24 protein-coding genes and 1 tRNA gene are annotated in these 25858 nt (G+C 69.2%); 15 read left to right on the top strand and 10 right to left on the bottom strand.

Features of this window, described 5'->3' with window-relative positions:
- Positions 1-21 precede the first annotated feature (21 nt).
- Positions 22-104 (top strand) — tRNA-Leu (locus QZ258_RS03600).
- A 63-nt stretch (positions 105-167) separates the two neighbouring features.
- On the opposite strand, the gene QZ258_RS03595 is transcribed toward QZ258_RS03600, so the two are convergent.
- Positions 168-2540, bottom strand: a complete 2373-nt coding sequence (locus tag QZ258_RS03595; protein ID WP_294179086.1) for a phosphoketolase — start codon at positions 2538-2540, stop codon at positions 168-170.
- Positions 2541-2610: 70 nt separating this feature from the next.
- Between QZ258_RS03595 and QZ258_RS03590 the strand changes: the two genes are divergently transcribed.
- From QZ258_RS03590 to QZ258_RS03560, 7 genes are all read left to right on the top strand, one after another.
- Complete coding sequence (locus QZ258_RS03590) at positions 2611-3243, top strand: cold shock and DUF1294 domain-containing protein (protein WP_294179084.1); 633 nt, start codon at positions 2611-2613, stop codon at positions 3241-3243.
- A 60-nt stretch (positions 3244-3303) separates the two neighbouring features.
- Positions 3304-3606 (top strand): DUF1905 domain-containing protein, encoded by a 303-nt coding sequence (locus QZ258_RS03585; RefSeq protein ID WP_294179081.1) that lies wholly within the window; start codon positions 3304-3306, stop codon positions 3604-3606.
- Positions 3603-4172, top strand: a complete 570-nt coding sequence (locus QZ258_RS03580; RefSeq protein WP_294179079.1) for a YdeI family protein — start codon at positions 3603-3605, stop codon at positions 4170-4172. Before QZ258_RS03585 ends, QZ258_RS03580 begins: the two co-directional genes overlap by 4 nt.
- Before the next feature lie 56 nt (positions 4173-4228).
- Positions 4229-4975, top strand: a complete 747-nt coding sequence (locus QZ258_RS03575; protein ID WP_294179077.1) for a hypothetical protein — start codon at positions 4229-4231, stop codon at positions 4973-4975.
- A gap of 73 nt (positions 4976-5048) precedes the next feature.
- Positions 5049-6605 (top strand): DNA polymerase Y family protein, encoded by a 1557-nt coding sequence (locus tag QZ258_RS03570; RefSeq protein ID WP_294179075.1) that lies wholly within the window; start codon positions 5049-5051, stop codon positions 6603-6605.
- A gap of 30 nt (positions 6606-6635) precedes the next feature.
- Positions 6636-9956 carry an error-prone DNA polymerase gene (locus QZ258_RS03565; protein WP_294179073.1) on the top strand — a complete coding sequence of 1107 codons (3321 nt, stop codon included), beginning with the start codon at positions 6636-6638 and terminating at the stop codon, positions 9954-9956.
- A gap of 266 nt (positions 9957-10222) precedes the next feature.
- Positions 10223-11050, top strand: a complete 828-nt coding sequence (locus tag QZ258_RS03560) for a hypothetical protein (RefSeq protein ID WP_294179071.1) — start codon at positions 10223-10225, stop codon at positions 11048-11050.
- Here QZ258_RS03560 and QZ258_RS03555 read toward each other — a convergent pair.
- From QZ258_RS03555 to QZ258_RS03545, 3 genes are all read right to left on the bottom strand, one after another.
- Positions 11034-12875: a DEAD/DEAH box helicase gene (locus tag QZ258_RS03555; protein ID WP_294179156.1), complete on the bottom strand. Its 1842-nt coding sequence runs from the start codon at positions 12873-12875 to the stop codon at positions 11034-11036. The genes QZ258_RS03560 and QZ258_RS03555 overlap by 17 nt on opposite strands.
- A 51-nt stretch (positions 12876-12926) precedes the next feature.
- On the bottom strand, positions 12927-14165 hold the full coding sequence (dinB, locus tag QZ258_RS03550) for a DNA polymerase IV (protein ID WP_294179070.1): 1239 nt from the start codon (positions 14163-14165) through the stop codon (positions 12927-12929).
- A gap of 204 nt (positions 14166-14369) precedes the next feature.
- Complete coding sequence (locus QZ258_RS03545; protein ID WP_294179068.1) at positions 14370-14636, bottom strand: GlsB/YeaQ/YmgE family stress response membrane protein; 267 nt, start codon at positions 14634-14636, stop codon at positions 14370-14372.
- Positions 14637-14841: 205 nt separating this feature from the next.
- Here QZ258_RS03545 and QZ258_RS03540 point away from each other — a divergent pair, with 205 nt between their 5' ends.
- Positions 14842-15621, top strand: a complete 780-nt coding sequence (locus QZ258_RS03540) for an SGNH/GDSL hydrolase family protein (RefSeq protein WP_294179066.1) — start codon at positions 14842-14844, stop codon at positions 15619-15621.
- Positions 15622-15641: 20 nt separating this feature from the next.
- On the opposite strand, the gene QZ258_RS03535 is transcribed toward QZ258_RS03540, so the two are convergent.
- Positions 15642-16919 (bottom strand): D-alanyl-D-alanine carboxypeptidase family protein, encoded by a 1278-nt coding sequence (locus tag QZ258_RS03535; protein WP_294179064.1) that lies wholly within the window; start codon positions 16917-16919, stop codon positions 15642-15644.
- A gap of 9 nt (positions 16920-16928) precedes the next feature.
- Positions 16929-17732 carry an RNA methyltransferase gene (locus tag QZ258_RS03530; protein ID WP_294179063.1) on the bottom strand — a complete coding sequence of 268 codons (804 nt, stop codon included), beginning with the start codon at positions 17730-17732 and terminating at the stop codon, positions 16929-16931.
- 118 nt (positions 17733-17850) lie between these two features.
- Between QZ258_RS03530 and QZ258_RS03525 the strand changes: the two genes are divergently transcribed.
- The 3 genes from QZ258_RS03525 to QZ258_RS03515 are packed head-to-tail and all read left to right on the top strand — an operon-like array spanning position 17851 to position 19826.
- A complete protein-coding gene (locus QZ258_RS03525; RefSeq protein WP_294179154.1) occupies positions 17851-18696 on the top strand; it encodes a Sir2 family NAD-dependent protein deacetylase in 846 nt (281 codons plus the stop codon).
- 36 nt (positions 18697-18732) lie between these two features.
- Positions 18733-19368, top strand: coding sequence for a histidine phosphatase family protein (locus tag QZ258_RS03520; protein WP_294179061.1), 636 nt, complete (start codon positions 18733-18735; stop codon positions 19366-19368).
- Entirely contained in the window at positions 19365-19826 is a 462-nt protein-coding gene (locus QZ258_RS03515) for a YbaK/EbsC family protein (RefSeq protein ID WP_294179059.1), read from the top strand. Before QZ258_RS03520 ends, QZ258_RS03515 begins: the two co-directional genes overlap by 4 nt.
- Here the strand turns inward: QZ258_RS03515 and QZ258_RS03510 are convergent.
- The gene (locus QZ258_RS03510) at positions 19795-20886 is read right to left on the bottom strand and encodes a glycosyltransferase family 1 protein (protein WP_294179058.1); all 1092 of its coding nucleotides are present in this window, start codon (positions 20884-20886) and stop codon (positions 19795-19797) included. The genes QZ258_RS03515 and QZ258_RS03510 overlap by 32 nt on opposite strands.
- Before the next feature lie 4 nt (positions 20887-20890).
- Positions 20891-21793, bottom strand: coding sequence for an alpha/beta fold hydrolase (locus tag QZ258_RS03505; RefSeq protein ID WP_294179152.1), 903 nt, complete (start codon positions 21791-21793; stop codon positions 20891-20893).
- A 39-nt stretch (positions 21794-21832) separates the two neighbouring features.
- Between QZ258_RS03505 and treS the strand changes: the two genes are divergently transcribed.
- The 3 genes from treS to QZ258_RS03490 are packed head-to-tail and all read left to right on the top strand — an operon-like array spanning position 21833 to position 24680.
- On the top strand, positions 21833-23560 hold the full coding sequence (treS, locus tag QZ258_RS03500; protein ID WP_294179056.1) for a maltose alpha-D-glucosyltransferase: 1728 nt from the start codon (positions 21833-21835) through the stop codon (positions 23558-23560).
- A gap of 35 nt (positions 23561-23595) precedes the next feature.
- Complete coding sequence (locus tag QZ258_RS03495; protein WP_294179054.1) at positions 23596-24282, top strand: 3'-5' exonuclease; 687 nt, start codon at positions 23596-23598, stop codon at positions 24280-24282.
- On the top strand, positions 24279-24680 hold the full coding sequence (locus QZ258_RS03490) for an NUDIX domain-containing protein (RefSeq protein ID WP_294179052.1): 402 nt from the start codon (positions 24279-24281) through the stop codon (positions 24678-24680). Before QZ258_RS03495 ends, QZ258_RS03490 begins: the two co-directional genes overlap by 4 nt.
- A 48-nt stretch (positions 24681-24728) precedes the next feature.
- On the opposite strand, the gene QZ258_RS03485 is transcribed toward QZ258_RS03490, so the two are convergent.
- Both QZ258_RS03485 and QZ258_RS03480 read right to left on the bottom strand, forming a co-directional pair.
- A complete protein-coding gene (locus QZ258_RS03485) occupies positions 24729-24983 on the bottom strand; it encodes a type B 50S ribosomal protein L31 (protein ID WP_294179050.1) in 255 nt (84 codons plus the stop codon).
- Positions 24984-25060: 77 nt separating this feature from the next.
- The gene (locus tag QZ258_RS03480) at positions 25061-25846 is read right to left on the bottom strand and encodes an ABC transporter ATP-binding protein (RefSeq protein ID WP_294179048.1); all 786 of its coding nucleotides are present in this window, start codon (positions 25844-25846) and stop codon (positions 25061-25063) included.
- Between the last annotated feature and the right edge of the window lie 12 nt (positions 25847-25858).

Genomic DNA, 25858 nt, shown 5'->3' with positions numbered 1-25858 from the left:
GGCGCCGAACAGAAAACACTCGCGCGGGTGGCGGAATGGCAGACGCGCTAGCTTGAGGTGCTAGTGCCCGAAAGGGCGTGGGGGTTCAAGTCCCCCTCCGCGCACGAGAGTTGTTGAAGGCCCCGGATCGAAAGATCCGGGGCCTTCGCTGTTTCTAGCGTCGTCCGTCAGTCGCCCCAGCGCCAGTCGGCCACCTCGGGGATGTCGACGCCGTGCTCGCGCGTGTAGGCGTGGGCGCGCTGCCGCGCATCCTGCATCGCTTGGCGAACGTCGGGATGCCGCTCGGCGAGCCCCGGCACCCGATCGATCACATCCATCACCAGGTGATAGCGGTCGAGGTCGTTCAGCATCACCATGTCGAACGGAGTCGTGGTGGTGCCCTTCTCCTTATAGCCGCGCACGTGCAGGTTGGCGTGGCCGCGCCGCCGGTAGGCGAGGCGGTGGATGAGCCAGGGGTAGCCGTGGAAGGCGAAGATGATCGGCGTGTCGCTGGTGAACACGGCGTCGAAGTCGGCGTCGCTCAGGCCGTGCGGATGCTCGCCCTCGGACTGCAAGCGCATCAGGTCGACGACGTTGACCACGCGCACCCGCAACCCGGGCAGCACCTCGCGCAGGAGCTTGGCCGCCGCGAGCGTCTCGAGGGTGGGCACGTCGCCCGCGCAGGCGAGCACCACGTCGGGTTCCTCCCCCGCGACCTCGGTTCCGGCCCACGGCAGAACGCCGAGCCCGCGCGTGCAGTGCTCGATCGCCTCCTCCATGCCGAGCCATTGCGGTTCGGGCTGCTTGCCGGCGACGACCACGTTGACGTAGTCGACCGAGCGGAGGCAGTGATCCATCGTCGACAACAGGGTGTTGGCGTCGAAGGGCAGGTACACCCGCACCACGTCGGCGCTCTTGTTGACGACGACGTCGAGGAAGCCCGGATCCTGGTGCGTGAAGCCGTTGTGGTCCTGCCGCCAGACGTGGCTCGAGAGCAGATAGTTGAGGCTCGCGATCGGGGCGCGCCAGGGGATCTTCTTGCTCGCGTCGAGCCACTTGGCGTGCTGGTTGAACATCGAATCGACGATGTGGATGAACGCTTCGTAGCTCGTGAAGAGCCCGTGGCGCCCGGTCAACAGGTAGCCCTCGAGCCAACCCTGGCACTGGTTCTCGCTCAGCATCTCCATCACCCGCCCCGCGCGGGCCAGGTGCTCGTCGCTCGGGTGAAATTCGGCGTTCCACTGCTTCGCGGTGACGTCGTAGACGGCGGGGGCGAGGCGATTGGAGGCGACCTCGTCGGGTCCGAACAAGCGGAAGTTGTCGGGGTTGCGGCGGATCACCTCGGCGAGCCAGGTGCCGAGGGTTCCGGTCGCCGAAACGGTCTCTGCCCCCGGTTCGGTGACGTCGATCCGGAACTCGCGGAAGTCGGGGAGGTCGAGGTCGCGCCGCAGGAGTCCGGCGTTCGCGACCGGGTTGGCGCTCATCCGTCGGCCTCCGGCCGGAGCGAGCTCGACCGTCTCGGGGAGCGGAGCGCCGGAGACGTCGAAGAGCTCCTCCGGGCGGTAGGAGCGCATCCACTCCTCCAGCAGCGCGCGGTGCTCGGCGTTGTCGCGCACCCCCGACAACGGCACCTGGTGCGAACGGTAGTTGCCCTCGACCGGATCCCCGTCGACCTCGCGCGGGCAGGTCCAGCCTTTGGGGGTGCGCAGAATGATCATCGGCCAGCGGGGGCGTTCGGTGCTCCCAGCGGCGGCATCCGCGCGGATCTGCCGGATGCGGTCGAGCACCGTGTCGAGCGTCGTCGCGAAACGCTCGTGCACCGCCATCGGGTCCTCGCCGTCGAAGCCGCCGGAGACCAGGAACGGCTCGTGGCCGTAGCCGCGCATCAGGTCGAACAGCTCCTCCTCGGGGATGCGGGCCAGCACGGTCGGGTTGGCGATCTTGTAGCCGTTGAGGTGCAGGATCGGCAGCACCGTGCCGTCGTGCTGCGGGTCGAGGAATTTGTTCGAGTGCCACGCCGTCGCGAGCGCCCCCGTCTCGGCCTCCCCGTCGCCGATCACGCACGCCACCAGTAGCTCCGGGTTGTCGAAGGCGGCGCCGTAGGCGTGGCTGAGCGCGTAGCCGAGCTCGCCGCCCTCGTGGATCGAGCCGGGAGTGTCGGGGGCGGCGTGGCTCGGGATGCCGCCGGGGAAGGAGAACTGGCGGAACAGCTTCCGCATCCCCTCCTCGTCACGGGTGATGTCGGTGTAGAGCTCGCTGTAGGTGCCGTCGAGATAGGCATTGGCGACCATCCCGGGGCCGCCGTGGCCGGGGCCGGTGAGGTAAAGGGTGTCGAGGTCGCGCTCGCGGATGGCGCGGTTGAGGTGCGCGTAGAGGAAGTTGAGTCCCGGGGTCGTGCCCCAATGCCCGAGCAGGCGCCGCTTGAGGTGCTCGGGGGCGAGAGGCTGCGACAGCAGCGGATTGTCGAGCAGGTAGATCTGGCCGATGCTGAGGTAGTTGGCGGCGCGCCACCAGGCGTCGATGCGGGCAAGAGTCTGAGGATTCAGTGCTTTCTGCTCCATGGGCGCGACGCTACGCGCGGCGCCTCCAACTCGCCTGAGTCCTTGGTCCTGCAGGCGATACGCTGGCGAAATGACAAAGAGTCAGCGTCGACTCTCGGGTGAACTCGTGGGCTGGAACGAGGACCGGGGATTCGGCTTCATTCGACCGAACGACGGCAGTGCGGACGTCTTCGCCCACGTGCACGCGTTCATCGACACGACGCGCCGGCCCGCCCTCGGCGACGAGGTCACCTTCGACATCGAGCAGGCTCCCGACGGTCGCATCCGTGCGATCGCGGTGGCGCCGCGGGATCGCCGGGTCCCGGTGACAGCTCGCAAGGCTCGCCGAGGCGGGCGTGCGGTGGGAATCCTGGTCGCGCTCGTGCTGGTTGTTGCGTTCCTCGCCTTCGCCGCGCTGATCGAGACCCTGTGGCCGGTGCCGGTCTGGATTCCGTCCTTCTACACCGTGGTGAGCGTAATGACCGCGGTCTTCTACGCGCTCGACAAGCGGGCCGCGCGCCAAGGTGCGTGGCGCATCTCCGAGTCGACGCTGCACGTGCTTTCGCTGCTCGGCGGCTGGCCGGGGGCGTTTCTGGCGCAGGCGTTGCTGCGGCACAAGAGCACGAAACTGTCGTTCCGACTGGGCTTCTGGATGACCGTGGTGGCGAACGTTCTCCTCTTTGTCGCCACGTGCGTGGTGCTTGCGGCCGCGACCCCCGCGTAGCTGCCGGCGTCGCGAGACCCGACCCGATGAGGGTCGCCGGGGTGTGGCACAGTGTTGGGCATGATCGTCGAGTTCGAATCGGAGCTGTGGATCTGGGATGCCGACGGCAAAGGCTCCTGGACCTTCGTCACCGTCCCTGCCGAGCTGAGCGCCGAGATCGCCGAGTTCCAGGACGGCCCCCGGCGCGGATTCGGGTCGGTGCGGGTGCGCCCCCGGGTCGGACAGACCGAGTGGGCGACCTCGATCTTTCCGTCGAAAACCGAGGCGGCGTACATCCTGCCGGTCAAGAAGGCGGTGCGCGACGCCGAGCGCCTCTCCCCCGGTGACATGGTCACCGTCCGGCTCGAGGTGGTCGACAGTTGAGCGCGGCGCCCGAACCATTCGTGGTCGCCGACGTCGCCGCGTGGCGCGCCTGGCTCGACGCGAACGAAGAGAGCACGGACGGCGTGTGGCTCATGCTCGCCAAGAAGGGCACCACCTCGCCGACGACCCTGAGCTACGCCGAAGCCCTCGACGAGGCACTCTGCAGCGGCTGGATCGACGGTCAGAAGCGCGGCTTCGACGACGCGACCTTCCTGCAGCGCTTCACCCCGCGTCGGGCGCGCTCGCTCTGGTCGCAACGCAATCAAGAACATGTTGCGCGGCTGATCGCCGAGGGGCGGATGCGTGAGCGTGGCCAGATGGAGATCGACCGTGCGAAGTCCGACGGTCGGTGGGAACGGGCCTACGCGGGCTCCGCGACGGCCCTGGTGCCGGATGACCTGATCATGGCGCTGCGGGTGGTGCCGACGGCTCGAGAGCGTTTCGAGGCGCTCAACGCGTCCGAACGGTACTCGGTGCTGCATCCGCTCATGACGGCGCCCAACGAGCTCACCCGTCAGCGGCGGTTGGCGAAGATCGTCACCCAACTGTCGCGCGAGGACGGTTAGCCGCAGCGGCGTCGGTCGCCATTGACACACTCGAACACATGTTCGAGACTGGAGGAATGAACGCCTCCCCCGCCGTCGCGCTGCGGGCGGAGCCGATCGAGGCCGAGGCTCCGGACCGCGACGAAGTGGTGCGCGCCCTGCAGGAGCGGATTCGCGGCATGCAGCGCACGCGCCTGGATTCGCGCGCGCTCCCCACGCACGACGCGCTCGCCGGGCTGATTCCCGGGGGTGCGCTCGCCGCGGGCGGCAGCTACGCGGTCGAAGGCTCGACGACCCTCGCGCTCGGGCTCGCCCAAGGGCCGAGCGCGGCCGGGGCATGGTGCGCGATTGTGGGGATGCCTGATCTCGGCATCGAAGCGGTCGCCGGTCTCGGGCTCGACCTGGAGCGGGTGGTGCTGGTGCCGCACCCGGGCGAACAGTGGTTGTCGGTCGTGTCGGCGCTCGTCGACGTGGTCACCGTGGTGGTGGTGAGGCCTCCACGTCGGGCGTCGGGGGCGGCGAAGCTGAGCGACTCGGCCGCGAGCAAGCTCTCGGCCCGACTGCGGCAGCGCGAAGGGGCGCTCGTGAGCATCGGCGACTGGCCGGGCGCCGATGCGCGCCTGGCCATCACGGCGAGCAGCTGGGCGGGTCTCGGGTCCGGGTTCGGGCATCTGCAGGCGCGGCAGGTCAGCGTGAGTTCGAGTTCGAAGTCCTGGGCCGGTCGGCCGCGTTCTCGGCGGCTCTGGCTCCCCGGTGCTGAGCAGCAGGTCGCGGCGGTGGAGCCGCGCCGGGAGCGCGCGGAACGGGTCAGCGCGGTCGGGTAGGGCCACCGGCGTGAGTGTCGGTCGCGTTTGACACACTCGAACACATGTTCGAAACTAGATTGTGGAACGCGAGATGAACGCCGCCGACGCACGGATGGCCGTGCTGTGGTGCCCCGACTGGCCCGTCGTCGCCCACGCGCGCGCCGAGCGACTCAGAAACAGCGAGCCGATCATCCTGATCGACAAGGGCGTGGTGTTCGCCGCCAACCAGCCAGCACGCGCCGAGGGGGTTCGGCGCGGCATGCGGCAGCGTGAGGCGCAGTCGCGCTGCGCCGCCGTGCACGTGCTCGCCTACGATCGCTCCCTCGACGCGCGGGCCTTCGAGCCGGTGCTGACCGCGCTCGAGCATTCGGTGCCGGGCTGGCATCCGCTGCGTCCCGGACTCGTGGCGGTGCGCGCCCGCGGGGTGGCGCGCTACTACGGCGGGGAGCGCGCGGCGGCGAAGACCCTGCTGACGATCGCCGAAGGTCTCGACCTGCCGGCGGCGGTCGGCATCGCCGACGGGCTGTTCGCTGCCGAGCTGGCGGCGCGGCGCACCCCGATCGATGAGCGCACCCGCATCGTGGCCGCGGGTGACGCGGCGGCGTTCCTCGCCCCGCTGCCGATTACCCTGATCGACGACCCCGAACTGGTCTCGCTGCTGCCGCGGCTCGGTATCCGCACGCTCGGCGCCTTCGCCGAACTGACCGCCTTCGATGTCGCCGCGCGCTTCGGCGAGAACGGGGCCCGCTGGCACGCCCTCGCCCGCGGGCGGGATGCGCGCGCCGCCACCCCGCGCATCCCCCCGCGCGATCTTGACGCCGTCGTCGATTTCGAACCACCCCTGGAGCGCATCGACCAGATCGCCTTCGGCATGCGCGTGGCGGCCGACGACTTCGTGGCGGCGCTGCTGGCCGACAACCTCGTCTGCACGGCGCTGCGCGTCGAATTCACGGGCGAGAACGGCGAGGCCAGCGATCGGGTCTGGTTGCACCCGAGGTCGTTCGCTCCCGCCGAGGTGGTGGATCGCATCCGCTGGTCGCTCGAAGCCCAGACCGGATCGGATCGCGATCACGGCCTGCGCTCCCCCGTCGCCCGCGTGCGGCTCGCCCCCGAATCCGTCGACCCGGTGGGCGCGCACGAGCGGGGGCTCTGGGGTTCGGGGCCCGAAGAGCAGGTGCACTCGGTGCTGTCGCGCGTGCAGGGCATGGTCGGGCACGAGGGCGTGGTGACCGCGACCCGGGAGGGCGGGCGCTCCCCGGCCGAGCGGCAGACGCTCGTGCCGTGGGGCGATCGGCCCGTCGTGCGGCGCGATGCGCGGCGCCCCTGGCCGGGCTCCGTGCCGCCGCCCGCCCCGGCCACGGTCTACGAGGTGCCGCGCCCGCTGCGGGTCGAAGACGCTCGCGGGCGTCCGGTTGCGGTGGATGCGCGCGGCGCGCTCAGCGCCTCCCCCGCGGTGCTCGTGTCGCAGACCGGCGCGCGACGCGACCTGACCGCCTGGGCGGGCCCCTGGCCGCTCGACGAGCGCTGGTGGGACCCGGCGACCGCCCGCCGCGCCCAGCGCTTCCAGGCGGTCGACACGGCCGGGGAGGCGTGGCTGCTCGAGCTCGACGAGGCCGGCGAATGGTGGGCGGCGGGCCGCTATGACTGAGCTGAATTCTGAGCCGATCCGGGTGCGCTGATGGGCTGGCAGAACCCACCGATTCAGTGGAGTGAACTGGAGCGCACCCTCTCGGGTTCGCGTCCCGTCGCCGCGCTCGACACCCCGCTCTCGCGCAAGCGCGGGCCCTACGTCGCGCCGCCGGAACGCGTCCGCGATACGGCCGCCGTGCCCTACGCAGAACTGCATGCGCACTCCAGCTTCAGCTTTCTCGACGGCGCCTCCAGCCCCGAGGCGCTGCTGGAAGAGGCGGAGCGGTTGGGGCTCCGCGCGCTCGCCATCACCGACCACGACGGCTTCTACGGCATCGTGCGGTTCGCCGAGGCGGCCGAAACCGCACAGGTCGAGACCGTTTTTGGTGCCGAGCTCTCGCTCGAACTCTCCGGTCCGCAAAACGGCGAGGCCGACCCCGAGGGCACCCACCTGCTGGTGCTCGCGCGTGGGATCGAGGGCTATCACCGGCTCGCGGCCGCCATCACCGAGGCGCAGCTGCGCGGGGCCGAGAAGGGGCGCCCCGTCTACGACCTCGACGAGCTGGCCGCCCACGCCGACGGGCACTGGGCGATCCTCACCGGGTGTCGCAAGGGCGCGGTGCGCCAGGCCCTCGTGGGTGATGTCGAGACGCATCCGATGACCGAGATCGACCGGCTGGTGGCGCTGTTTGGGCGAGACAACGTCAACGTCGAACTCATCGACCACGGCCTGCCGCTCGACAGCGCCCACAACGACGTCCTGGCCGCCCTCGCCGCCGAGCGCGGGCTGCCGGTCGTGGCGACCGGCAACGTGCACTACGCCCGCCCGGAGGAGCATCGCCTGGCGACCGCGATTGCTGCGGTGCGCGCGCAACGCAGTCTGGACGAGCTCGACGGCTGGCTTCCGCCCGCGGGCAGCGCGCATCTGCGCTCGGGGGGCGAGATGCAGGCCCGGTTCGCGCGCTACCCCGGCGCCGTCGCGCGCAGCGTCGAACTCGCGGCCGAACTCGCCTTCCCGCTGCGGCGCGCCAAGCCCGCCCTCCCGAAGCAGCAGGTCCCCGAGGGGCACACCCCGATGTCGTGGCTGCGCGAACTGGTCTGGCGCGCCGTGCCGCGCAAGTATCCCGATCTGTCGGAGGCCGACCGAGCGCGCATCGAGAACGAGCTTGCGGTGATCGAGAAGAAAGACTTCCCCGGTTACTTCCTCATCGTGCACGACATCGTCGCCTTCGCGCGCAGCCGCGGCATTCTCTGCCAGGGGCGCGGCTCGGCCGCCAACTCCGCCGTCTGCTTCCTGCTCGACATCACCGCGGTCGACTCGATCTACTACCGCCTGCCGTTCGAACGCTTCCTGTCGAGCCTGCGCGATGAGGAGCCCGACATCGACGTCGACTTCGACTCCGATCGCCGTGAGGAGGTCATCCAGTGGGTGTTCGAGAAGTACGGGCGCCGCAACGCCGCGCAGGTGGCGAACGTGATCCAATACCGCCCCAAGAACGCCCTGCGCGACATGGCGAAGGCGCTCGGCTACTCCACCGGGCAGCAGGATGCCTGGAGCAAGCAGGTGGAGGGTGGCGCGCTGGAGCTGGGAGCGGAGGCCATTTCTGGCCTCCGCCGCGACGCCAGCGCTGACGGCCGTCTCGGCCGTCAGACTGACTCGAGTGCGCACACGATCCCCGAGAATGTCGTCGAGCTCGCCACCGAGCTGCTGAAGGCGCCGCGTCACCTCGGCATCCACTCCGGCGGCATGGTGCTCACCGATCGCCCCGTCGGCGAGGTGGTGCCGATCGAGCATGCGCGCAAGGAGAAGCGCACCGTCGTGCAGTGGGACAAGGACGACTGCGCCTGGATGGGCCTGGTCAAGTTCGACCTGCTGGGCCTCGGGATGCTCTCGGCGCTGCAGCACTCCTTCGACCTGATTCGCGGCTCGACCGGCGAAGAGTGGGAGCTGTCGACGATCCCGAAAGAAGATCCCGAGGTCTACGACATGCTCTGCGCGGCCGACTCGATCGGGGTGTTCCAGGTGGAGTCGCGCGCCCAGATGGGCCTGCTGCCGAGGCTTCGGCCGCGCCGCTTCTACGACCTCGTGGTGCAGATCGCGATGATCCGCCCCGGGCCGATTCAGGGCGGGGCGGTTCACCCCTTCGTACGACGTCGGCTCGGCCAAGAACCGATCACCTACCTGCACCCGAAGCTCGAGCCGGTGCTCGAACGCACCCTCGGCGTGCCGGTGTTTCAAGAGCAGCTGATGCAGATGGCGATGGCGGTCGGCGACTGCACGGGGGAAGATGCCGATCTGTTGCGGCGCGCGATGGGATCCAAGCGGGGCCTGGAGCGCATCGACAGCCTGCGCGAGAAGCTCTACGCGGGGATGGCGCGCAACGGGCTGAGTCTCGAGGATTCGGACACGATCTACCGGCAGATTCAGGCCTTCGCCAACTTCGGTTTCGCCGAGAGCCATTCGCTGAGCTTCGCGCTGCTCGTGTACGCGAGCTCGTGGGTCAAACTGCGCTACCCGGCGGCGTTTCTGGCGGGGCTGCTGCGTTCTCAGCCGATGGGCTTCTACTCCCCGGCCACCCTCGTGGCGGATGCCCGCCGACACGGCGTCGAGGTCCGCCGCCCCGACGTGCAGCTCTCCGCAGCCCACGCCACCCTCGAGGAACCGAACGCGGTGCGACTCGGGCTCGCCGGAGTCACCCGGATCGGCGCCAAGCTCGCCGAGCGCATCGTCGCCGAACGCACCGAACACGGCCCCTTCGCCTCGATGGAAGACCTCGTGCATCGCACCGGGCTGAACACCGCCCAACTCGAAGCGCTCGCCAGCGCGGGTGCCTTCGAGACCCTGGGGCTCGGCCGTCGAGACGCGCTCTGGCGCGCCGGTAGCGCATCCCAGCATCGGGCCGAATACCTCCCCGATAGCGCGGTGACGGTGCAGCCGCCGCTGTTCCCCGACCCGAGCTCCTTCGAGGTGCTCGCCTCCGACCTGTGGGCAACCGGGCTCTCGGTTGACGATCACCCGCTCGCCCACTTCCGCGATGGGCTCAGTGAGCGCGGGGTGCTGACCGCGGCATCGATGCGCACCGCCGAGGACGGCCGCCGGGTCGAACTCGCCGGGGTCGTCACCCACCGGCAGCGCCCCTCGACCGCGAGCGGCATCACCTTCCTCAACCTCGAAGACGAGACCGGGGTGATGAACGTGGTTTGCTCGATGGGCGTCTGGGGGCGCTACCGCCGCGTCTGGCGCGAAGAGCCCGCCCTCATCGTGCGCGGCATCCTGGAGCGCTCCCCCGAAGGCGTCGTGAACCTGCTCGCCGACCGGGCCGAACCCTTGCAGCTCGGGGTGCGGCACGCCTCCCGTGACTTCCGCTGAGCGTGAGCGGGGGTGCGTAGCGCCGCAGGCGCGGTGAGCCGGTTGAGTAGCGCTGAAAGCGCGTATCGAAACCGCGTGAGCGGGTTGAGTAGCGCCGCAGGCGGCTACTCAACCCGCAGAGCCTTGCGGTTTCGATACGCCGCCGCAGGCGGCTACTCAACCCGCGGAGCCTTGCGGTTTCGATACGCCGCCGCAGGCGGCTACTCAACCCGCGGCTACTCACCCCGCGGGTCGAGGCGCGGGCGCCGGGCTGAGAGGATTGGACGGTGAACTCCCCCGCTCTTGGACTCCTGCTCGACGTCGACGGCCCCATCGCGAGCCCCGTCACCCGCACGATCGCGATCGACTCGATCGCGCGCGACCTGGTGGCGCTCGCGAACGCCGGCAACCCGGTGATCTTCAACACCGGACGATCGGATGCGTTCATCCGCGACGTCGTCCTCGACGTGATGGTGACCGCGGGTCTCAAGCCCGGAACCCCCGTGCACGCGATCTGCGAGAAAGGCGCCACCTGGTTCTCGATCACCGACGGCGTCGCCGGAAAGACGCAGGTCGACCCGGAGCTTCAGGTGCCCGCCGACCTCGGCGCCTTCGTGCACGACCTCGTCGACGACCGCTTCGGCGACACGATGTTCTGGGACGACACCAAGCTCACCATGATCTCGGTCGAGCAGCGCGTCGAGGTGCCGAGCGCGACCTATCACGCGGCGCAGGCCGAGTTCAACGAGATCGTCGCGAACCGGATGCGCGAGCAGGGCCTCGACGGCCGGCTCCGGCTCGACCCGTCGATCATCTCGACGGACGTCGAAGATGCCCGCGTCGGCAAAGACATGGGCGCCCGGCGCGCGATCGAACTGCTCCAGGCATCCGGCGTACCCCGCGTGTGGCGCACGGCGGGCGACTCCCGCAGCGACTACGCGATGGCCGATTGGCTGCACGAGGCCGGCTACGACGTGGAGCACCTCGATGTGCGCCCCGCCGACGGCGTCCCCGAAACGCCGTACGCGGTGCGCATGCACGACTCGCTGATCCACGACGAGGCGGCGGCCGTCTTCCTGACCGAGTGGCGCGGCGAGTTCACTTCCCCGCGTTGAGGCGGCCGCGGATCCAGTCGATGCGAGCCTGAAGCTGCGCGACGGTCGCCCGCGCCACCTCCGGCCCGCCGCACGCGCGGCGCACCTCGGCATGCACCATCGCATGGGTCTGGCCGGTGCCGCGAGCGCGAATCGACACGAGTGAGTTCAGCAGCTTGCGCTGCTCGGCGAGCGTGCGGTGCAGGGGCTGCGGCGCGGGGGCGGGCGCCGCGGATTCGTGGCCGCCCTCGCCGTGGAAGGCGGAGCGCCGAGCCTGGCGCGCCTGGCGGTGCTTCAGCAGCTCGCTCACCTGTTCGGGCTCCAGGATTCCGGGAAGACCGATGAAATCCCACTCCTCGTCGCTGCCCGGTTGGGCGAGCGCACCGTACTCCTCGCCGTCGTAGAGCACCTTCTCGAAGGTCGCCTCCGAGCCGGGCGCCGTCCACTCGTACTCGTCGAGCAGCGCATCCGAGGCCGTGTCGCTCTGTTCGGCGCGCTCCAGGAGCGAGTCGTCGAGCAGGTCGTCGCCGGAGGATTCGCGATCGAGCGCGTGATCGCGTTCGCGCTCCAGCTCGCTCGCCAGCCGCAGCAGCACCGGAACACTTGGCACGAAGATCGAGGCGAGTTCACCGCGGCGCCGCGCGCGCACGAATCGCCCGATCGCCTGCGCGAAGAACAGCGGGGTGGAGGCGCTCGTCGCGTACACACCGACCGCAAGCCTCGGAACGTCGACGCCTTCGGACACCATGCGGACCGCCACCATCCATCGGTGGGTGTTTCCGGAGAACTCCGAGATCCGATCGCTCGAGGCCTTCTCGTCGCTCAGCACGACGACGGGGGCCTCCCCGGTGAGGTTCTCGAGGATCGTGGCGTAGGCGCGCGCGGTGGTCTGATCTGTCGCGATCACGAGCCCGCCCGCGTCGGGAACCGACTGCCGTACTTCGCTCAGGCGCTTATCGGCGGCGGTGAGCACCGCGGGCATCCAGTCGCCGTCGGGGTCGAGGGCGGCGCGCCAGGCCTGCGCGGTGACGTCTTTGGTGTCGTCCTGGCCGAGCGTCGCCTCCCACTCCTCGCCTTGCCGGGTGCGCCAGCGCATCGACCCCGCGTAGCTCAAGAACACGACCGGACGCACGACCCCGTCGCGCAGCGCGCGCCCGTAGCCGTAGGCGAAGTCGGTCTGCGAGAGGCGCACCCCGCGCTCGTCGCGCAGGTAGCGCACGAACGGGATCGGGGCGGTGTCGGAGCGGAACGGGGTTCCGGTCAGCGACAGCCGGCGCTCAGCCGTCTCGAAGGCCTCCCGGATCGCGTCACCCCAGCTGAGTGCGTCGCCGCCGTGGTGGATCTCGTCGAGGATGACGAGTGTGCGTGATGACTCGGTGAGCTGGCGGTGTAGTCCCGCGCGCACGGCCACCTGTGCGTAGGTGACGACGACGCCGTGATACTGCCGGGACTCGCGGGAGTGGCGGTTGCTGAAACGCGGATCGAGGCGGATGCCGGCCCGGTGCGCCGCATCCGCCCACTGGGTCTTGAGGTGCTCGGTGGGCGCCACCACGGTGACGCGATCCACGACGTGGCGCTGAAGGAGTTCGCTCGCGAGCCGGAGTGCGAAGGTGGTCTTGCCGGCGCCCGGGGTGGCAGAGACGAGGAAGTCGCGCGGGCCGGTTCCGCCCCCGCGTCCGTCTTCCGCGTCGAAGTAGGCGGTGAGCGCTTCTTCTTGCCAGGCGCGCAGGCGGCCCGCGGTCCCCCAGGGCGCGCGCTGCGGGTAGCTCGGAGGCAGATGCTCGGCCGCGGCGGCCGCACGGAACGTGCTCCCGGAGTCGCCGGACGCGCGCGCGGCGGCGTCGATTTCGGCGGGAGTGTTCACTTGAAAAGACGATACCGCCCGCCACCGACCTCGTCAGTCGCCGTGCCCGAAACGCCGTGTTCGGGTGCCGCGCAACAGGGCGGCCGAGCGCACACTGCCGTCGCCGAAGCGCGCATTCAATTCGTCGACCGTCGTCTCGGCGTCGCGCCACGCCTCGTCGTCGTCCCACAGGCTCAGCCGGGCCAGGTCGCCGGTGAGCTGCTCCGCGCGCACGCCCACCAGTCGCACGGGTCGCCGTGCCGTGTTGGCGGCGTCGTAGAGTGCGCGCACCTCTTCCGAGAGCCGCCGTCCGACGTCGGTGGCATCGGCGAGGGTGCGCGACCGCGTGATGGTGGTGAAGTCGGAGAAGCGGAGCTTGAGGCTCACCGTGCGGGCGCGAACGCCCGAACGCCGCAGGCGCACGCCGACGCCATCGGCGAGTTGCAGCAGAGTGCGGTGGATCACCGACGGATCCACGACATCCGTCTCGAAGGTGGTCTCGTGCCCGACCGACTTCTCGTCGCGACCCGGGGCGATCACCCGCGGGTCTCGGCCCCACGCCAGTTCGTGCAGGCGTGCGGCGCCCGCGTCGCCGATGCTGTGCCGCAGGGTGTCGATCGGCAGTTGCGCGAGATCGCCGATCGTGCGCAGGCCCAGCCGAGCGAGCTGCTCCTCGGTCTTCGCGCCGACCCCCCAGAGCGCCGAGATCGGCTGCGGGTGCAAGAACGCGAGGGTGTCGTCGGCGGGCACCACGAGTTGGCCGTTGGGCTTGGCGCGGCCGGAGGCGAGTTTCGCGACGTATTTGGTGCTGGCGGCGCCGACCGAGGCGCGCAACCCGGTCGCGTCGAACACGTCGGCGCGCAGCCGCGTCGCGATCTGCCACGGGGTGCCGAACAGCCGACGCGCGCCGGCGATGTCGACGAACGCCTCGTCGATCCCGAGAGGTTCAACGAGGGGTGAGATCTCGCCAAGCGCAGTCATGAACAACGCCGAGTAGTGCTGGTAGCGCTCGAAGTGCGGCTCGAGCACGATCGCCTGGGGGCAGCGCTGAAGGGCGAGCGCCATCGACATCGCCGAGTTGACGCCGAACTGGCGCGCCTCGTAGTTGGCGGCGGTGACCACCGACCGCGCGCTCGCGTGCCCGACGATGACTGGCCGTCCGACGAGTTCGGGACGTTCGAGGAGTTCGACCGAGGCGTAGAACGCGTCGAGGTCGACGTGCAGGATCGTCGCCGTCTCGTCGGCGACGGGTGCGTCGCTGACGAGCCGATTGCGGCCATCCTGCTTGCTCATCTGGCTATCTTGTCACCGCCCGCCGACGCCAGCGCGGCGCGAAAAAGAGGCCCCGACGTCGTTGTCGAGGCCCCGGTACGCAAGAACGGGAGCACCCCACCGGCGACGGACGACGCACGGCTGAGGGCGGTCCCAAAACGGGAACCGCCCTCAGTTAAGCAGTGTGGGACGCGGGCGACAAGGCCGCGCGTCCCCGTCGATGCGCTAGGCCCGTCGCGAGCCGCGCGTCACGAGCCCCCAGATCAGTAGCACGATGATCGAACCGCCGATGGCGAGAAGCCAGGTTTGGAGCGAGAAGAACTCCTCCAGGCCTTCCCCGAAGATCAGTCCGCCCAGCCAGCCGCCGAGCAGTGCTCCCACAACGCCGAGCAACAGAGTCGCGAGCCAACCGCCCGCCTGTCGTCCCGGCAGAATGAGCTTCGCGATGGCTCCGGCGATCAGCCCAAGCAAAAGGAATCCCAAGAACCCCATGTCAACCTCCCAGTCGATCGAGGAATCACTCCGGGTCTCGAAGTGACGTCTCTACGATCCCCGCCCCCCGAACGAGGGTCAAGCCCGAATCCCCTGGCCGTTCGGTGGGTTCTAGCTGAGTGTTTATCGTGCACTGCATGAGAGGGTGTATCGCCCGCGCCCGGGCGTACTTGCCGAATGGAGAATCCGGATGCACGATAAAGACATGAGTGCTCGACACCCCTGGTCTCGCTACGTCGCGATCGGCGATTCTTTCACGGAAGGCATCGGAGATCCGGAGGAGAGAAGCCCGGGCGGCCACCGCGGCTGGGCCGATCGCGTCGCTGAGGTTCTGAGCGAACAGACCGAAGACTTCGCCTATGCGAACCTCGCGATCCGCGGTCGACTTCTGCAGCAGATCCTCGACGAGCAGGTGGATGCGGCGCTGGCGCTGCGTCCCGACCTCATCACCATCTCGGCCGGAGGCAACGACATCATCCGCCCGCGCACCGACCCGGACGACGTCGCCGCGCGCATCGAGGAGGGCATCGTGCGTCTGCGCCGCGATCACGCGACCGTGGTGATGTTCAACGGACCCGACATCGGCGGCACCCCCGTCCTCGGCCGCATTCGCGGCAAGGTCGCCATCTACAACGAGAACCTTCGCACGATCGCGCAGAAGCACGACTGCATCGTGGCCGACATGTGGTCGTTGCGCGAACTCACCGATCCGCGCATGTGGGCCCCCGATCGGTTGCACTTCTCGCCCATCGGGCACCAGTCGATCGCTCGCATGGTGCTCTCGGCGCTCAACGTCGAGAACGACCTCGAACCGTTCGAGGCCGAGCCCTTGCCGCCGCAGTCGTGGCGGCAGGCCCGGATCGACGACATCGGCTGGGCGCGCGAGCATCTCGCGCCGTGGATCCTGCGGCGCATCCGGCACCAGTCCTCGGGGGACTTCATCGAACCCAAGCGACCGACCGCGGGGCGCGTCGGCGACAGCTGAGCTCCGACGCGGTTTCGGGGCTAGAGATCCCCCGTGATGAGGGCCGGATGCGACAGTCGCCACCACGGTCCGGGGTCGGTCAGCGCGGCGGTCGTCTGTAGCGCAACCCGAAGTTCGGGTGCCGCGCTCTCGCCGTCGACCTGGAAGGCGAGCGACCCCACGCGTTCACCCGCGCCGACGAGCATGACGTCCTCGACCTCGACGCGCGCCGTGATGACCGCGTCCCCCCAGATGAGCGCCTCCGCCGCCTCCGCCGCGACGATGGCCGACTCGGCCTCCCACGGCGTGGAGAACGCGCCGAGCTCGACGCCCGGTTCAATGAGGGTGACGGCGGTGAGGTTCGCGAAGGCGGAGTCGAGCAGGTCTTCAACGTCGCCGTTGAGCACATCGTGGTCGGGCGCCCCGAGGATCACACCGATCACCGTCACCGGCTCGGCACGACCCTCGATGGCCCGGTCGGCCGAAAAGAGCAGGTTCGCGCCGAACGAGAACAGGGTGCCGGTCTTGATTCCGTCCACCCCGTCGTTGCCGAGCAGCGCGTTCGTATTCTCGATCGTTCCCCGGTTGCTCACGGTTTCGCTCGCGCTGCCCACGATCTCGGCCACGAGCGGGTCGGCGAGGGCGAGACGACCCAGTTCGACGACATCGGTGACGCTGCCGACGTTCGCGTCGTCGATTCCGGTCGGTTCGACCACCCTGATCGAGTCGAGCCCGTGCTCGGCGAGCCACGCGGCCGCGGCGGTGCGAAACGCCTCCTCCGAGCCGAAGGCCCACACCGCGAGGGTCGTCGAGAAGTTGTTCGCCGACTTGATCAAGGTGAGCTCGAGGAGGTCGCGCTGCGTGTATCGCTCCCCCGCGGCGACGGCGGTCACGCTCCCGTTCTGGGCGAGCTGGCTCGTGTAGTAGCCGAGGTCCGCAGGCGTCATGGTGACGGCAGGGCCGTCCTCGCCGAGGGCGAGCGGATGCGCATCGAGCACCGTCAGTGCCGTGACGACTTTGGTGATGCTCGCGAGCGGCAGTGCCTTCTCGGAGCCGTCGTGCGCGCGCACCTCCGGCAGCTCGACAACACCGAGGGCGCTCGCGCCGTAGTTCGGCCAGTCGAGATCCGGGGCGTCGATCGCGACGGCGGCCGGAACGGAGGTCTCGGCCGCAGTCGCGGGCAACGGCGCCAGGAGCGTCATCGGCACGTAGAAGCCGACGGCGAGCGTCATGAGGACGATGACTGCGGCGACGAAACGTCGGCGTCGATACACCGACGTCGGATGCCGCTGTCGCGGAGTCGTCGCGGTCCGGCTCACCCGGCCATGCTAAGCGACGCGCAGCGCCCAGAGCGCCACCGCGGACGCGGCGGCGACGTTGAGCGAGTCCACTCCGCCTGACATGGGAATGGTCACGGTGACATCCGCCGAGCTGAGCGCACGGCGGCTCAGGCCGTCGCCCTCCGTGCCCAACAGGAGGGCGACGCGCTCCGGCGGGTTCGCGGCGAACTCGTCGAGCCCCCGCGCGCGTTCGTCGAGGGCGAGCGCCGCGACCGTGAATCCGGCGGTACGAAGCTCGTCGAGTGCTCTGGGCCAGGAATCGAGCCGAGCCCAAGGCACCTGCAGCACCGTGCCCATGCTGACGCGCACGGAGCGCCGGTAGAGCGGATCGGCGCAGCCGGGACTGATCAGGACCGCGTCGGCGCCGAGGCCCGCCACCGCGCGGAAGACGGCGCCGACGTTCGTGTGATCGACGATGTCCTCGAGCACCACGACGCGCCGCGCGGTCGCGAGCAGGGCGGGGACGTCGAGGGGCTCCGGGCGGTGGAAGGAGGCGAGCGCGCCGCGATGCATCGCGAAGCCGGTGAGCTGTTCGAGGACGCCCGACTCGGCGAGATACACCGGCACATCGTGATCGCGCAGCAGCGGTTCGATGTCGGGGAGCCACTTCTCTTGCAACAGCACCGAACGCGGCCGATGACCCGCCGCGAGAGCTCGCATGATCACCTTGCTCGACTCGGCCAGGTACAGGCCCCCGGCGGGCTCGAGCAGGCGCCGCAGTTTGCCATCGGTGAGGTCGCGATAATCGCGAAGGCGTTCGTCGGCGGCGTCGCTGATGGGCACGATTCGCATGACGCACCTCACCTTCCGCTCGCCGGGCTGACAGCCCCCGGAAACATATCGGAAAACTCGTGGCCGTAGGCTGGAGTCACCGGCAGTGGAGGTGTGCGTGACGACGATTCCCGTGGCGATGACCGCATCCGCCGACGGCTCGCGCGAGCTCGAGGAGGACATCGAGCGGGTTCTCGATGTGCTTGCGGGCCGTCGAATCTCGATCCTGACCGGCGCGGGCGTGAGCACCGACTCCGGCATCCCGGACTACCGCGGCACGGGCGCTCCGGTGCGCTCGCCGATGACCTTTCAGACCTTCATCGCCGATCCGCGAGCGCGCCAGCGCTATTGGGCGGGCAGCCACCTCGGCTGGCAGCGCTTCGCCTCGGCGGCACCGAACCCCGGTCACCGCGCACTCGCCGAGCTCGAGAGTCGCGGCATCGTGAACGGCATCGTCACGCAGAACGTGGACGGACTCCACCTGCGCGCCGGATCGCGGCGGGTCGTCGATCTTCATGGATCGCTCGATCGGGTGCGCTGCCTGACCTGTGGGCAGAGCTTCGACCGTGGCAGCATCGCCGAGCGAATGGGGGCCGCCAACCCGTGGCTGGCGGAGCCGGGCGCGCTCGAACTGAATCCCGATGGCGACGTCAGCGTCGAGCACGTCGACGAGATGGTGGTGCCCGACTGCACCGTGTGCGGCGGGGTGCTGAAGCCGGAGGTCGTGTTCTTCGGCGAGTTTGTGCCGACCGAGAAGTACACCGAGGCGCGGGCCCTCGTCCGCTCCTCCGACGCCTTTCTCATCGCCGGCTCGTCTCTCGTCGTCAACTCGGGGATCCGCCTGCTCGATCAGGCCATCAAGAAGCGCGTGCCGGTCGTCATCATCAACCGCGGTCAGACGAAGGGTGACGCCCGCGCAACCCTTAAGATCGAGGCGGGCACCTCCGAGATCCTGACCGCGTTGCGGGACCGACTCGCGGGCTGAGCGAGATTCGCCACCCGGCTGCCCGGGAGGCCTTCTGTGACCGAGCTGTTTCTTGTCCGCCATGGCGAAACCGAGTGGAATCGCGAACGACGGATCCAGGGTCGCACCGACATCCCGCTGAACGAGACGGGGCGCGCACAGGCGCGCGCGACCGGCGCGCTGCTGGCTCGTCGTCGCTGGGATGCGGTGCTCGCCAGCCCGCTCTCGCGCGCCCGCGAAACCGCCAGCCTGATCGCACTCGAACTTGGCCTGCCCGGGCCCGAACTCATCGACGGCGTGATCGAGCGCAACTACGGCGCAGCGGAGGGACTCAACTTCCACGAGGTCGACGAACGTTTCCCCGAGGGCACGGAGGTTCCCGGTCGGGAATCCCGCGAGGAGGTGGCCGAACGGGTCGTTCCGGCACTCGTCGAGTTGGCACGCCAGCGTCTCGGGCAGTCGCTCGTGATCGTCAGTCACGGCGGCGCCATTCGCGCCGCGCTCTCGGTCGCCGAACCGGGCGTCTCACACGGCATGATCACCAACGGCTCGGTGCACAGCTTCCGCGTGATCGACGGAACACTGCGTCTGATCGCGTTCGACGACCCGATCGAGTTCGAGTCGATCGGGGACGACACGGGCGCCCTGAGCGTGCAGAACGCCGTCGAGGCGCGTGATCGGGAGCTCACGTGAACGCGGCGACGGAGCGGTTCGTCACGGCGGTCGCGCCGCGTGGCCTGCACCCCGAGATTCGCTTCTTCGACGAGACGACGCACACGGCTGCGCAGGCCGCCGCAGCAATCGGGTGCGATGTCGCCGCGATCGTCAAGAGCCTCGTCTTCGTGGCCGACGATCAGCCGCTGCTGGTGCTCGTGTCGGGTCCGCGCCGAGTCGACACCGACGCGCTCGGCGCGCGCCTCGGAGCGACCATCGGCAAGGCCGACGCGGCGATGGTGAAGTCGGCGACCGGCTTCAGCATCGGCGGCGTGCCGCCGTTCGGGCATCCGAAACCGTTGCGGACGGTCGTCGACGAGGGACTTCTCGAACTCGACGAGCTGTGGGCGGCGGCCGGCAGTGCGAACTCGGTGTTCCCGATCACGCCGACTCGGCTCGTCGAACTCAGCGCGGCACAGGTGCTGCGCGTCGACTGACGACGCGTTCGAGAAGCTCCAGCAGATCTGCGGCGCTGCGATCCCAGTCGAACGTCGCCGCCTGCTCGCGTGAGGCTCGCGACGCGCGAATCCACGTCTCGGCGTCCCCGAGTTCCCGCACCGCGGCGGCCACGGCGGAGGCATCCGTCGGCGGCACGAAGCGCGCCGCCGTCCCCCCGATCTCGCGGAAGATCGGGATGTCGCTGACGACGACGGGTGTGCCGAGCGACATCGCTTCGACCAGGGGAATACCGAAGCCCTCATCGAGCGAGGTGCTGAGCAGCGCTGTCGCGCGCGACAGCACGGCGTGGTACTCCTCATCGCTCGCACCGTCATGGACGACGAGGGCGCCCTCGGGGGCGAGCGCGGTGAGCCGGGCGCGGTCCGCGTCACCGATTCTGCTCATCAGGTGCAGACGATGCCCCGGAAGTTCGTGCAGGGCGCGCGCGAGGGTCTCGACGTTCTTGTACGGCATGAACGAGCCCATGTAGACGAGCTCGCGCATCCCGTCGGCCGACGGAGCCGAAGGCGGCGTGTCGGGCGCCGGGTCGGCGGCGTTCCGCACGACCGTGATCGGTCGACGGGTGAGCGCGTGCTGCTGGATGAGCGACTTGCTCGTCTCCGAGACGGTCGCCACCTCGTCGGCACGATTGAGCAGCAGCCGCTGCGGCCACCAGGCGAGATGGTAGAGCCGCCACAGCAGGCGGATCACGGCGGGCAGGTCGCGCGGAGGCGTGCGGTTCCGGTAGTAGATCAGGTCGTGCAGGGTGAGCACCAGGCCGTACCTGCGCCCCAGCGACCCCATCGTCTGCATCGGCGTGAAGACGACGTCCGGCGCGAGCCGGTTGACTTGGCGCGCCACGAACAGCTCGCGCACGCTCGTGGGCGAGGAGATCTTGACCCACGGCAGGTCGGGGAGCATCTCGAGTTGTCGCTCGTCGCTGATCAGCATCGTCACCGGATGCCGTCGAGCCACCGCCTCGGTGATGCGGGCCGCGTATCGGCTGATTCCGTCGTGGTGGCCGAGACGCGTGTACCGGCAGTCGATCACGAGCTTCATCGACTCACGCCCGCTCGTGCAGTTCGTTCAAGAACTGCTGGATCGCCTCCGCGGCCTCCGCGCGTGCCTCGTAGTGGATCAGATGCCCGACGTCCGGAAGCACGATGAGTCGCGCATCCGGGAACTTGGTCACCGTGACGCGTTGCCCCGCGACCGGCGTGATGCGGTCCACTCCCCCGGCGATCATCAGCGTCGGCACGGTGACGCCGGGCGCGGCCTCGCCGACCTGGGTGCTGAGCGACGCATCGAAGGCCTCGGCGACCGTTTCCGGGTCCGAGAAGCCGCTGAAGTAACGGTGGTGCTCTTCGTGGATCCACCGCCGCAGGCGGCGGTCCGACGTGGTCACGAGCGACATGCTCATGAACTGCACGATGAACCAACTGCCCAGCAGCGCCCGGCCGAGGCGAACCGGAAGCCTCCGGGCGACGTCGTAGTAGAACTTCGTCAGCTTGGTGATCCCCGCACCGGCACCCGTGAGCGGGTCGCTCGAGATCGGGTTGACGAGGATGAGCGCCGGCGTCTCCAGGCCCGCGGCGACCACGTGACTGGTCACCATCGTGCCGAACGAGTGCCCCAGCACGATCGCGGTGCCGCGCAGACCCAGTGCGTCCACGAACGCGGCATACCAGTCGCCGTAGCCGGCGATGTCGTGGGCGCGTTCGGTCATCGGGGTCGAGGCGCCGAATCCGGGCAGATCGGGGCTGATGACGCGCACCCCCGGCAAGAGGGCGATGACGGGTTCCAGACCGTGGTGGTCGCCGCGGTAGCCGTGCGCGATCACGATCGTGTCGCGCGCATCGGCGGGCCCGTACTCCCAGTAGCGCGTTGTGCTCCCGAGCACCTCGACGGTGTTCTCGCGGACGGGAATTCTGGCCAACTCGTCGGCGTGCGGGGCGGGGACAGTCATCATTGCCATCCTAGGTGCGAGCACTCGTAGACTCGGACGGTGTCTTTCACCGCACCCCACACCCTGCCCGGTCTCACTCTCGACCCGCATTGGTACCGTCGCGCGGTCTTCTACGAGGTCATGGTCCGCTCTTTCGTCGACTCCAACGGCGACGGTTCGGGCGACCTCGGCGGCCTGATCTCCAAACTCGACTACCTGCAGTGGCTGGGTGTCGACGCGCTCTGGATTCCGCCGATCTTCGATTCGCCGCTGCGCGATGGCGGCTACGACGTCTCCGATTACCACTCGATCCTGCCGGAGTTCGGCACGATCGAGGAGTTCCGCGAACTCGTCACCAAGGCTCACGAGCGCAACATGCGCGTCATCATCGACTTGCCGTTGAACCACACCTCGGATCAGCACGAGTGGTTCCAGCAGTCGCGCAGCGACCCGGAGGGGCCGTACGGCGACTTCTACGTCTGGAGCGACACCGACGAGAAGTTCGACAACATCCGCATCATCTTCACCGACTACGAAGAGTCGAACTGGGCCTTCGACTCGGAGCGGCGCCAGTTCTACTTCCACCGCTTCTTCTCGCACCAGCCGGACCTGAACTACCACAACCCCGCCGTGCACGAGGCGGTGTTCGAGGTGATCCGGTTCTGGATGGATCTCGGCGTCGACGGCTTCCGCCTCGATGCGATCCCCTACCTCTACGAGTCGGAGGGCGGCACCGGCGAGAGCGAGCCGGAGACGCACGAGTTCATCCGCGCCGTCCGCCACATGATGGACACCGAATACCCCGGCCGCGTGATGATCGCCGAGGCGAACCAGTGGCCGTCGGAGGTCGTCGAGTACATGGGCACCAACGAGGAGCCCGAGTGTCACATGGCGTTCGACTTCCCCGCGATGCCGCGCATCTTCTACTCGCTGCGCTCACAATCGGCTCAGGAGCTGACGCGCGTGCTGTCGGAGACCACCGAGGTGCCCGAGGGCGCCGGCTGGGGCGTGTTCTTGCGCAATCACGACGAGCTGACGCTCGAGATGGTGAGCGAGGAATACCGCCAGGCCATGTACGGCTGGTACGCCTACGACCCGCGGATGCGCGTCAACGTCGGCATCCGCCGGCGCCTCGCCACCCTGCTCGACAACTCGCGCGCCGAGCTCGAACTCGCTCACGCGCTGCTGTTCTCGCTCCCCGGGTCTCCGTTCCTGTACTACGGCGACGAGATCGGGATGGGCGACAACATCTGGCTGCCGGACCGCGACGCCTCGCGGACGCCGATGCAGTGGACGCCGGACCGGAACGCCGGGTTCTCCACCGCCGACCCCGGCAAGCTCTTCCTGCCGGTCGTGCAGTCGCTCGTCTACAACTACACGCTCGTCAACGTCGAGTCGCAGCTCGCCCAGTCGCGTTCGCTGCTGCACTGGGTGCGCAACGTGATCCACGTGCGCAAGAGCCACCCGACGTTCGGGCTCGGCACGATGCAGGTGCTGCGCACCAATCACGAGTCGGTGCTGGCTTTCGTGCGTGAGTACTCGGGTTCGGGGAGTCAGTTCGGCGATGCTCCCGAACGCATCGTGTGCGTGTTCTCCTTCGCCCACAACCCGGTCGCCGTGCGGATCGAGGTCGGCGAGGAGTTCGCGGGCCAGCCGCTCTACGACCTGTTCGGCGGCGCCGAGTTCCCCGCCGTGGGGGACGACGGCGTGGCGACGCTCACGATGGGATCGCAGGGCTTCTTCTGGCTGCACCTCGGCGAGGCCCGGTTCCAGGGCGGTGCTCGGTGAGCAGTGCTGTCCGCGGCACCCCCTAGCCTGGAGCCATGAACAACTGGGGCGGCCGACTCGGAGTCTTCGATCTGGAAACCACGGGCGTCGATGTGCGCACGGCACGCATCGTCTCGGCGTGCGTTGCCGTGCTCGACGCCGACGGCACGGTGATCGAACGCCGCGACTGGCTTGCCGACCCCGGCGTCGAGATTCCCGAGCAGGCGTCCGCCGTGCACGGCATCACGACCGAGCGCGCGCGGCGGGAAGGTCGCCCGGCGGTCGAGGTCGTGGCCGAGATCACGTCCGCATTGCGCGAACTCTTCGCGGGGGGCACCCCGGTCACCGTCTACAACGCGCCGTACGATCTGACGCTGCTCGCGCACGAGTGCGTGCGCTACTCGCTCGAGGTGCTCGCGCACCCCGGCCCGGTGATCGATCCGCTCGTTCTCGACAAGGCGGTGGATCGCTACCGGCGTGGCAAGCGCACACTCGAGATCACCGCCCAGCACTACCGCGTGGCTCTTGACGACGCTCACGACGCCGGCGCCGACGCGATCGCGGCCGGTCGCGTGGCCCAGGCCCTCGCGAAGGCCTTCCCGGCCGAGCTCGACCTCGACCCCCGTGAACTCCACACCCGCCAGGCGAGCTGGTTCGCCGAGCAGGCGGCAAGCTTCGAGGAGTACATGCGCCGCGTCAAGGACCCGTCGTTCGTCGCGGCACGCGGCTGGCCGGTCCGGTGAGTTCCACCGTGCTGCGGATCGCGGCCGCGGTCATCGAGAACGAGGCCGGGCAGCTGCTGTTCGTGCGCAAGCACGGCACGTCCGCCTTCATGCAGCCGGGCGGAAAGATCGAGCCCGGCGAGTCTCCGGCTGAGTGCCTCGTCCGGGAGCTCGAGGAAGAGCTCGGCCTCGTGCTCTCCCCCGCCGAGCTCACCGAGATCGGCCGCTTCGACGCGGATGCGGCCAACGAGCCCGGGATGACGCTCGATGCCTGGTGCTTTCGCGCGCCGCTCACCGGCGTGCCCGCCATCGCTGCGGAGATCGCGGAGGCGATCTGGTGGGATCCGACGACGTCGTTGCCCGCGATGGCGCCGCTCAGCCGCGACTTCCTCGTTCCGTTCGTCCTCGCGGCGCGCTGACGACAACGACGAAGGCCCCCGCCGGAGCGGGGGCCTTCGGGTGGCGACTTACTTGGAGCCGCCGAAGCTCTTGAAGCGCTGGTTGAACTTCTCGACGCGACCGGCCGAGTCCATGATGCGCTGCTTGCCCGTGTAGAACGGGTGCGAGGCCGACGAGATTTCGACGTCGATGACCGGGTAGGTCTGGCCGTCGAGCTCGATCGTCTTGTCGCTCGTGACCGTCGAACGCGTGAGGAACGTCTCACCGCTCGCGAGGTCGCGGAACACGATGGGCGCGTACGCCGGGTGAATTTCGGACTTCATGGGAAACCTCGGAAGTAAATGGAAGCTTGAATGGCCAGAGCGGACCAAGGGACGACTATACCAGGTGGCGAGCCGATTCAGACCGCGCGCGCCGCGAAACGGCCCGAGTCGCTCGTCGAGACCTCGAGTCGCAGCCCGAAGGCATCCGACAGGTTTTCGGCCGTGATGACCTCGGCAATCGGTCCGGCGGACTGGATGCGTCCCCCGGCAAGCAGCATCGCGTGCGTGAAGCCCACGGGAATCTCCTCCACGTGGTGCGTCACCATCACCATGGCGGGCGACTCCGGATTCCGCGCGAATGCGCCCAGGAGACCGACGAGCTCTTCGCGCGAGCCGAGGTCGAGGCTTGCGGCGGGCTCATCGAGCAGCAGCAGTTCGGGGTCGGTCATGACGGCGCGCGCGATCTGGGTGCGCTTCTGCTCTCCGTCGCTCAGCGTGCCGAACCGGCGATCCTTGAGGTGGTCGAGCTTCCACTCGGCGAGCACGCGTGTGGCGCGCTTGCTGTCGACGAGGTCGTAGTTCTCGTTCCACCGGCCGGTGACCGCGTAGGCCGCCGTCATCACGACGTCGAGCACGGTCTCATCGGCCGGAATGCGACGGGCGAAGGCGGTCGACGCGAAGCCGATGCGCGGGCGCAGCTCGAAGACGTCCGTCTTGCCGAGCCGCTCGTCGAGCAGCACCGCGGTGCCCTCCGTCGGGTGGACGTTCGCCGAGGCGATCGACAGCAGCGTGGTCTTGCCGGCGCCGTTGGGGCCCAGAATCACCCACCGCTCCTCGGGATTGACGACCCAGTTGACGGCGTCGAGAATGCGATTGCCGTCGCGGACGACGGCGAGGTCGGAGAGCGTAAGCACCGCAGACATGATGCTCCTAGC

It is taken from the genome of uncultured Schumannella sp. (assembly GCF_905479755.1).
GTDB lineage: Bacteria > Actinomycetota > Actinomycetes > Actinomycetales > Microbacteriaceae > DCRR01.
This window is presented reverse-complemented; position numbering and strand designations above follow the sequence as displayed.

Excerpts from the sequence above, each read along its gene's own strand:
- QZ258_RS03595 (WP_294179086.1), bottom strand. The coding sequence starts at position 2,540 with ATGGAGCAGAAAGCACTGAATCCTCAGACTCTTGCCCGCATCGACGCC.
- QZ258_RS03590 (WP_294179084.1), top strand. The coding sequence starts at position 2,611 with ATGACAAAGAGTCAGCGTCGACTCTCGGGTGAACTCGTGGGCTGGAAC.
- QZ258_RS03585 (WP_294179081.1), top strand. The coding sequence starts at position 3,304 with ATGATCGTCGAGTTCGAATCGGAGCTGTGGATCTGGGATGCCGACGGC.
- QZ258_RS03575 (WP_294179077.1), top strand. The coding sequence starts at position 4,229 with ATGAACGCCTCCCCCGCCGTCGCGCTGCGGGCGGAGCCGATCGAGGCC.
- QZ258_RS03570 (WP_294179075.1), top strand. The coding sequence starts at position 5,049 with ATGAACGCCGCCGACGCACGGATGGCCGTGCTGTGGTGCCCCGACTGG.
- QZ258_RS03565 (WP_294179073.1), top strand. The coding sequence starts at position 6,636 with ATGGGCTGGCAGAACCCACCGATTCAGTGGAGTGAACTGGAGCGCACC.
- dinB (WP_294179070.1), bottom strand. The coding sequence starts at position 14,165 with ATGAGCAAGCAGGATGGCCGCAATCGGCTCGTCAGCGACGCACCCGTC.
- QZ258_RS03545 (WP_294179068.1), bottom strand. The coding sequence starts at position 14,636 with ATGGGGTTCTTGGGATTCCTTTTGCTTGGGCTGATCGCCGGAGCCATC.
- QZ258_RS03540 (WP_294179066.1), top strand. The coding sequence starts at position 14,842 with ATGAGTGCTCGACACCCCTGGTCTCGCTACGTCGCGATCGGCGATTCT.
- QZ258_RS03530 (WP_294179063.1), bottom strand. The coding sequence starts at position 17,732 with ATGCGAATCGTGCCCATCAGCGACGCCGCCGACGAACGCCTTCGCGAT.
- QZ258_RS03525 (WP_294179154.1), top strand. The coding sequence starts at position 17,851 with ATGACCGCATCCGCCGACGGCTCGCGCGAGCTCGAGGAGGACATCGAG.
- QZ258_RS03510 (WP_294179058.1), bottom strand. The coding sequence starts at position 20,886 with ATGAAGCTCGTGATCGACTGCCGGTACACGCGTCTCGGCCACCACGAC.
- QZ258_RS03505 (WP_294179152.1), bottom strand. The coding sequence starts at position 21,793 with ATGACTGTCCCCGCCCCGCACGCCGACGAGTTGGCCAGAATTCCCGTC.
- QZ258_RS03495 (WP_294179054.1), top strand. The coding sequence starts at position 23,596 with ATGAACAACTGGGGCGGCCGACTCGGAGTCTTCGATCTGGAAACCACG.
- QZ258_RS03485 (WP_294179050.1), bottom strand. The coding sequence starts at position 24,983 with ATGAAGTCCGAAATTCACCCGGCGTACGCGCCCATCGTGTTCCGCGAC.
- QZ258_RS03480 (WP_294179048.1), bottom strand. The coding sequence starts at position 25,846 with ATGTCTGCGGTGCTTACGCTCTCCGACCTCGCCGTCGTCCGCGACGGC.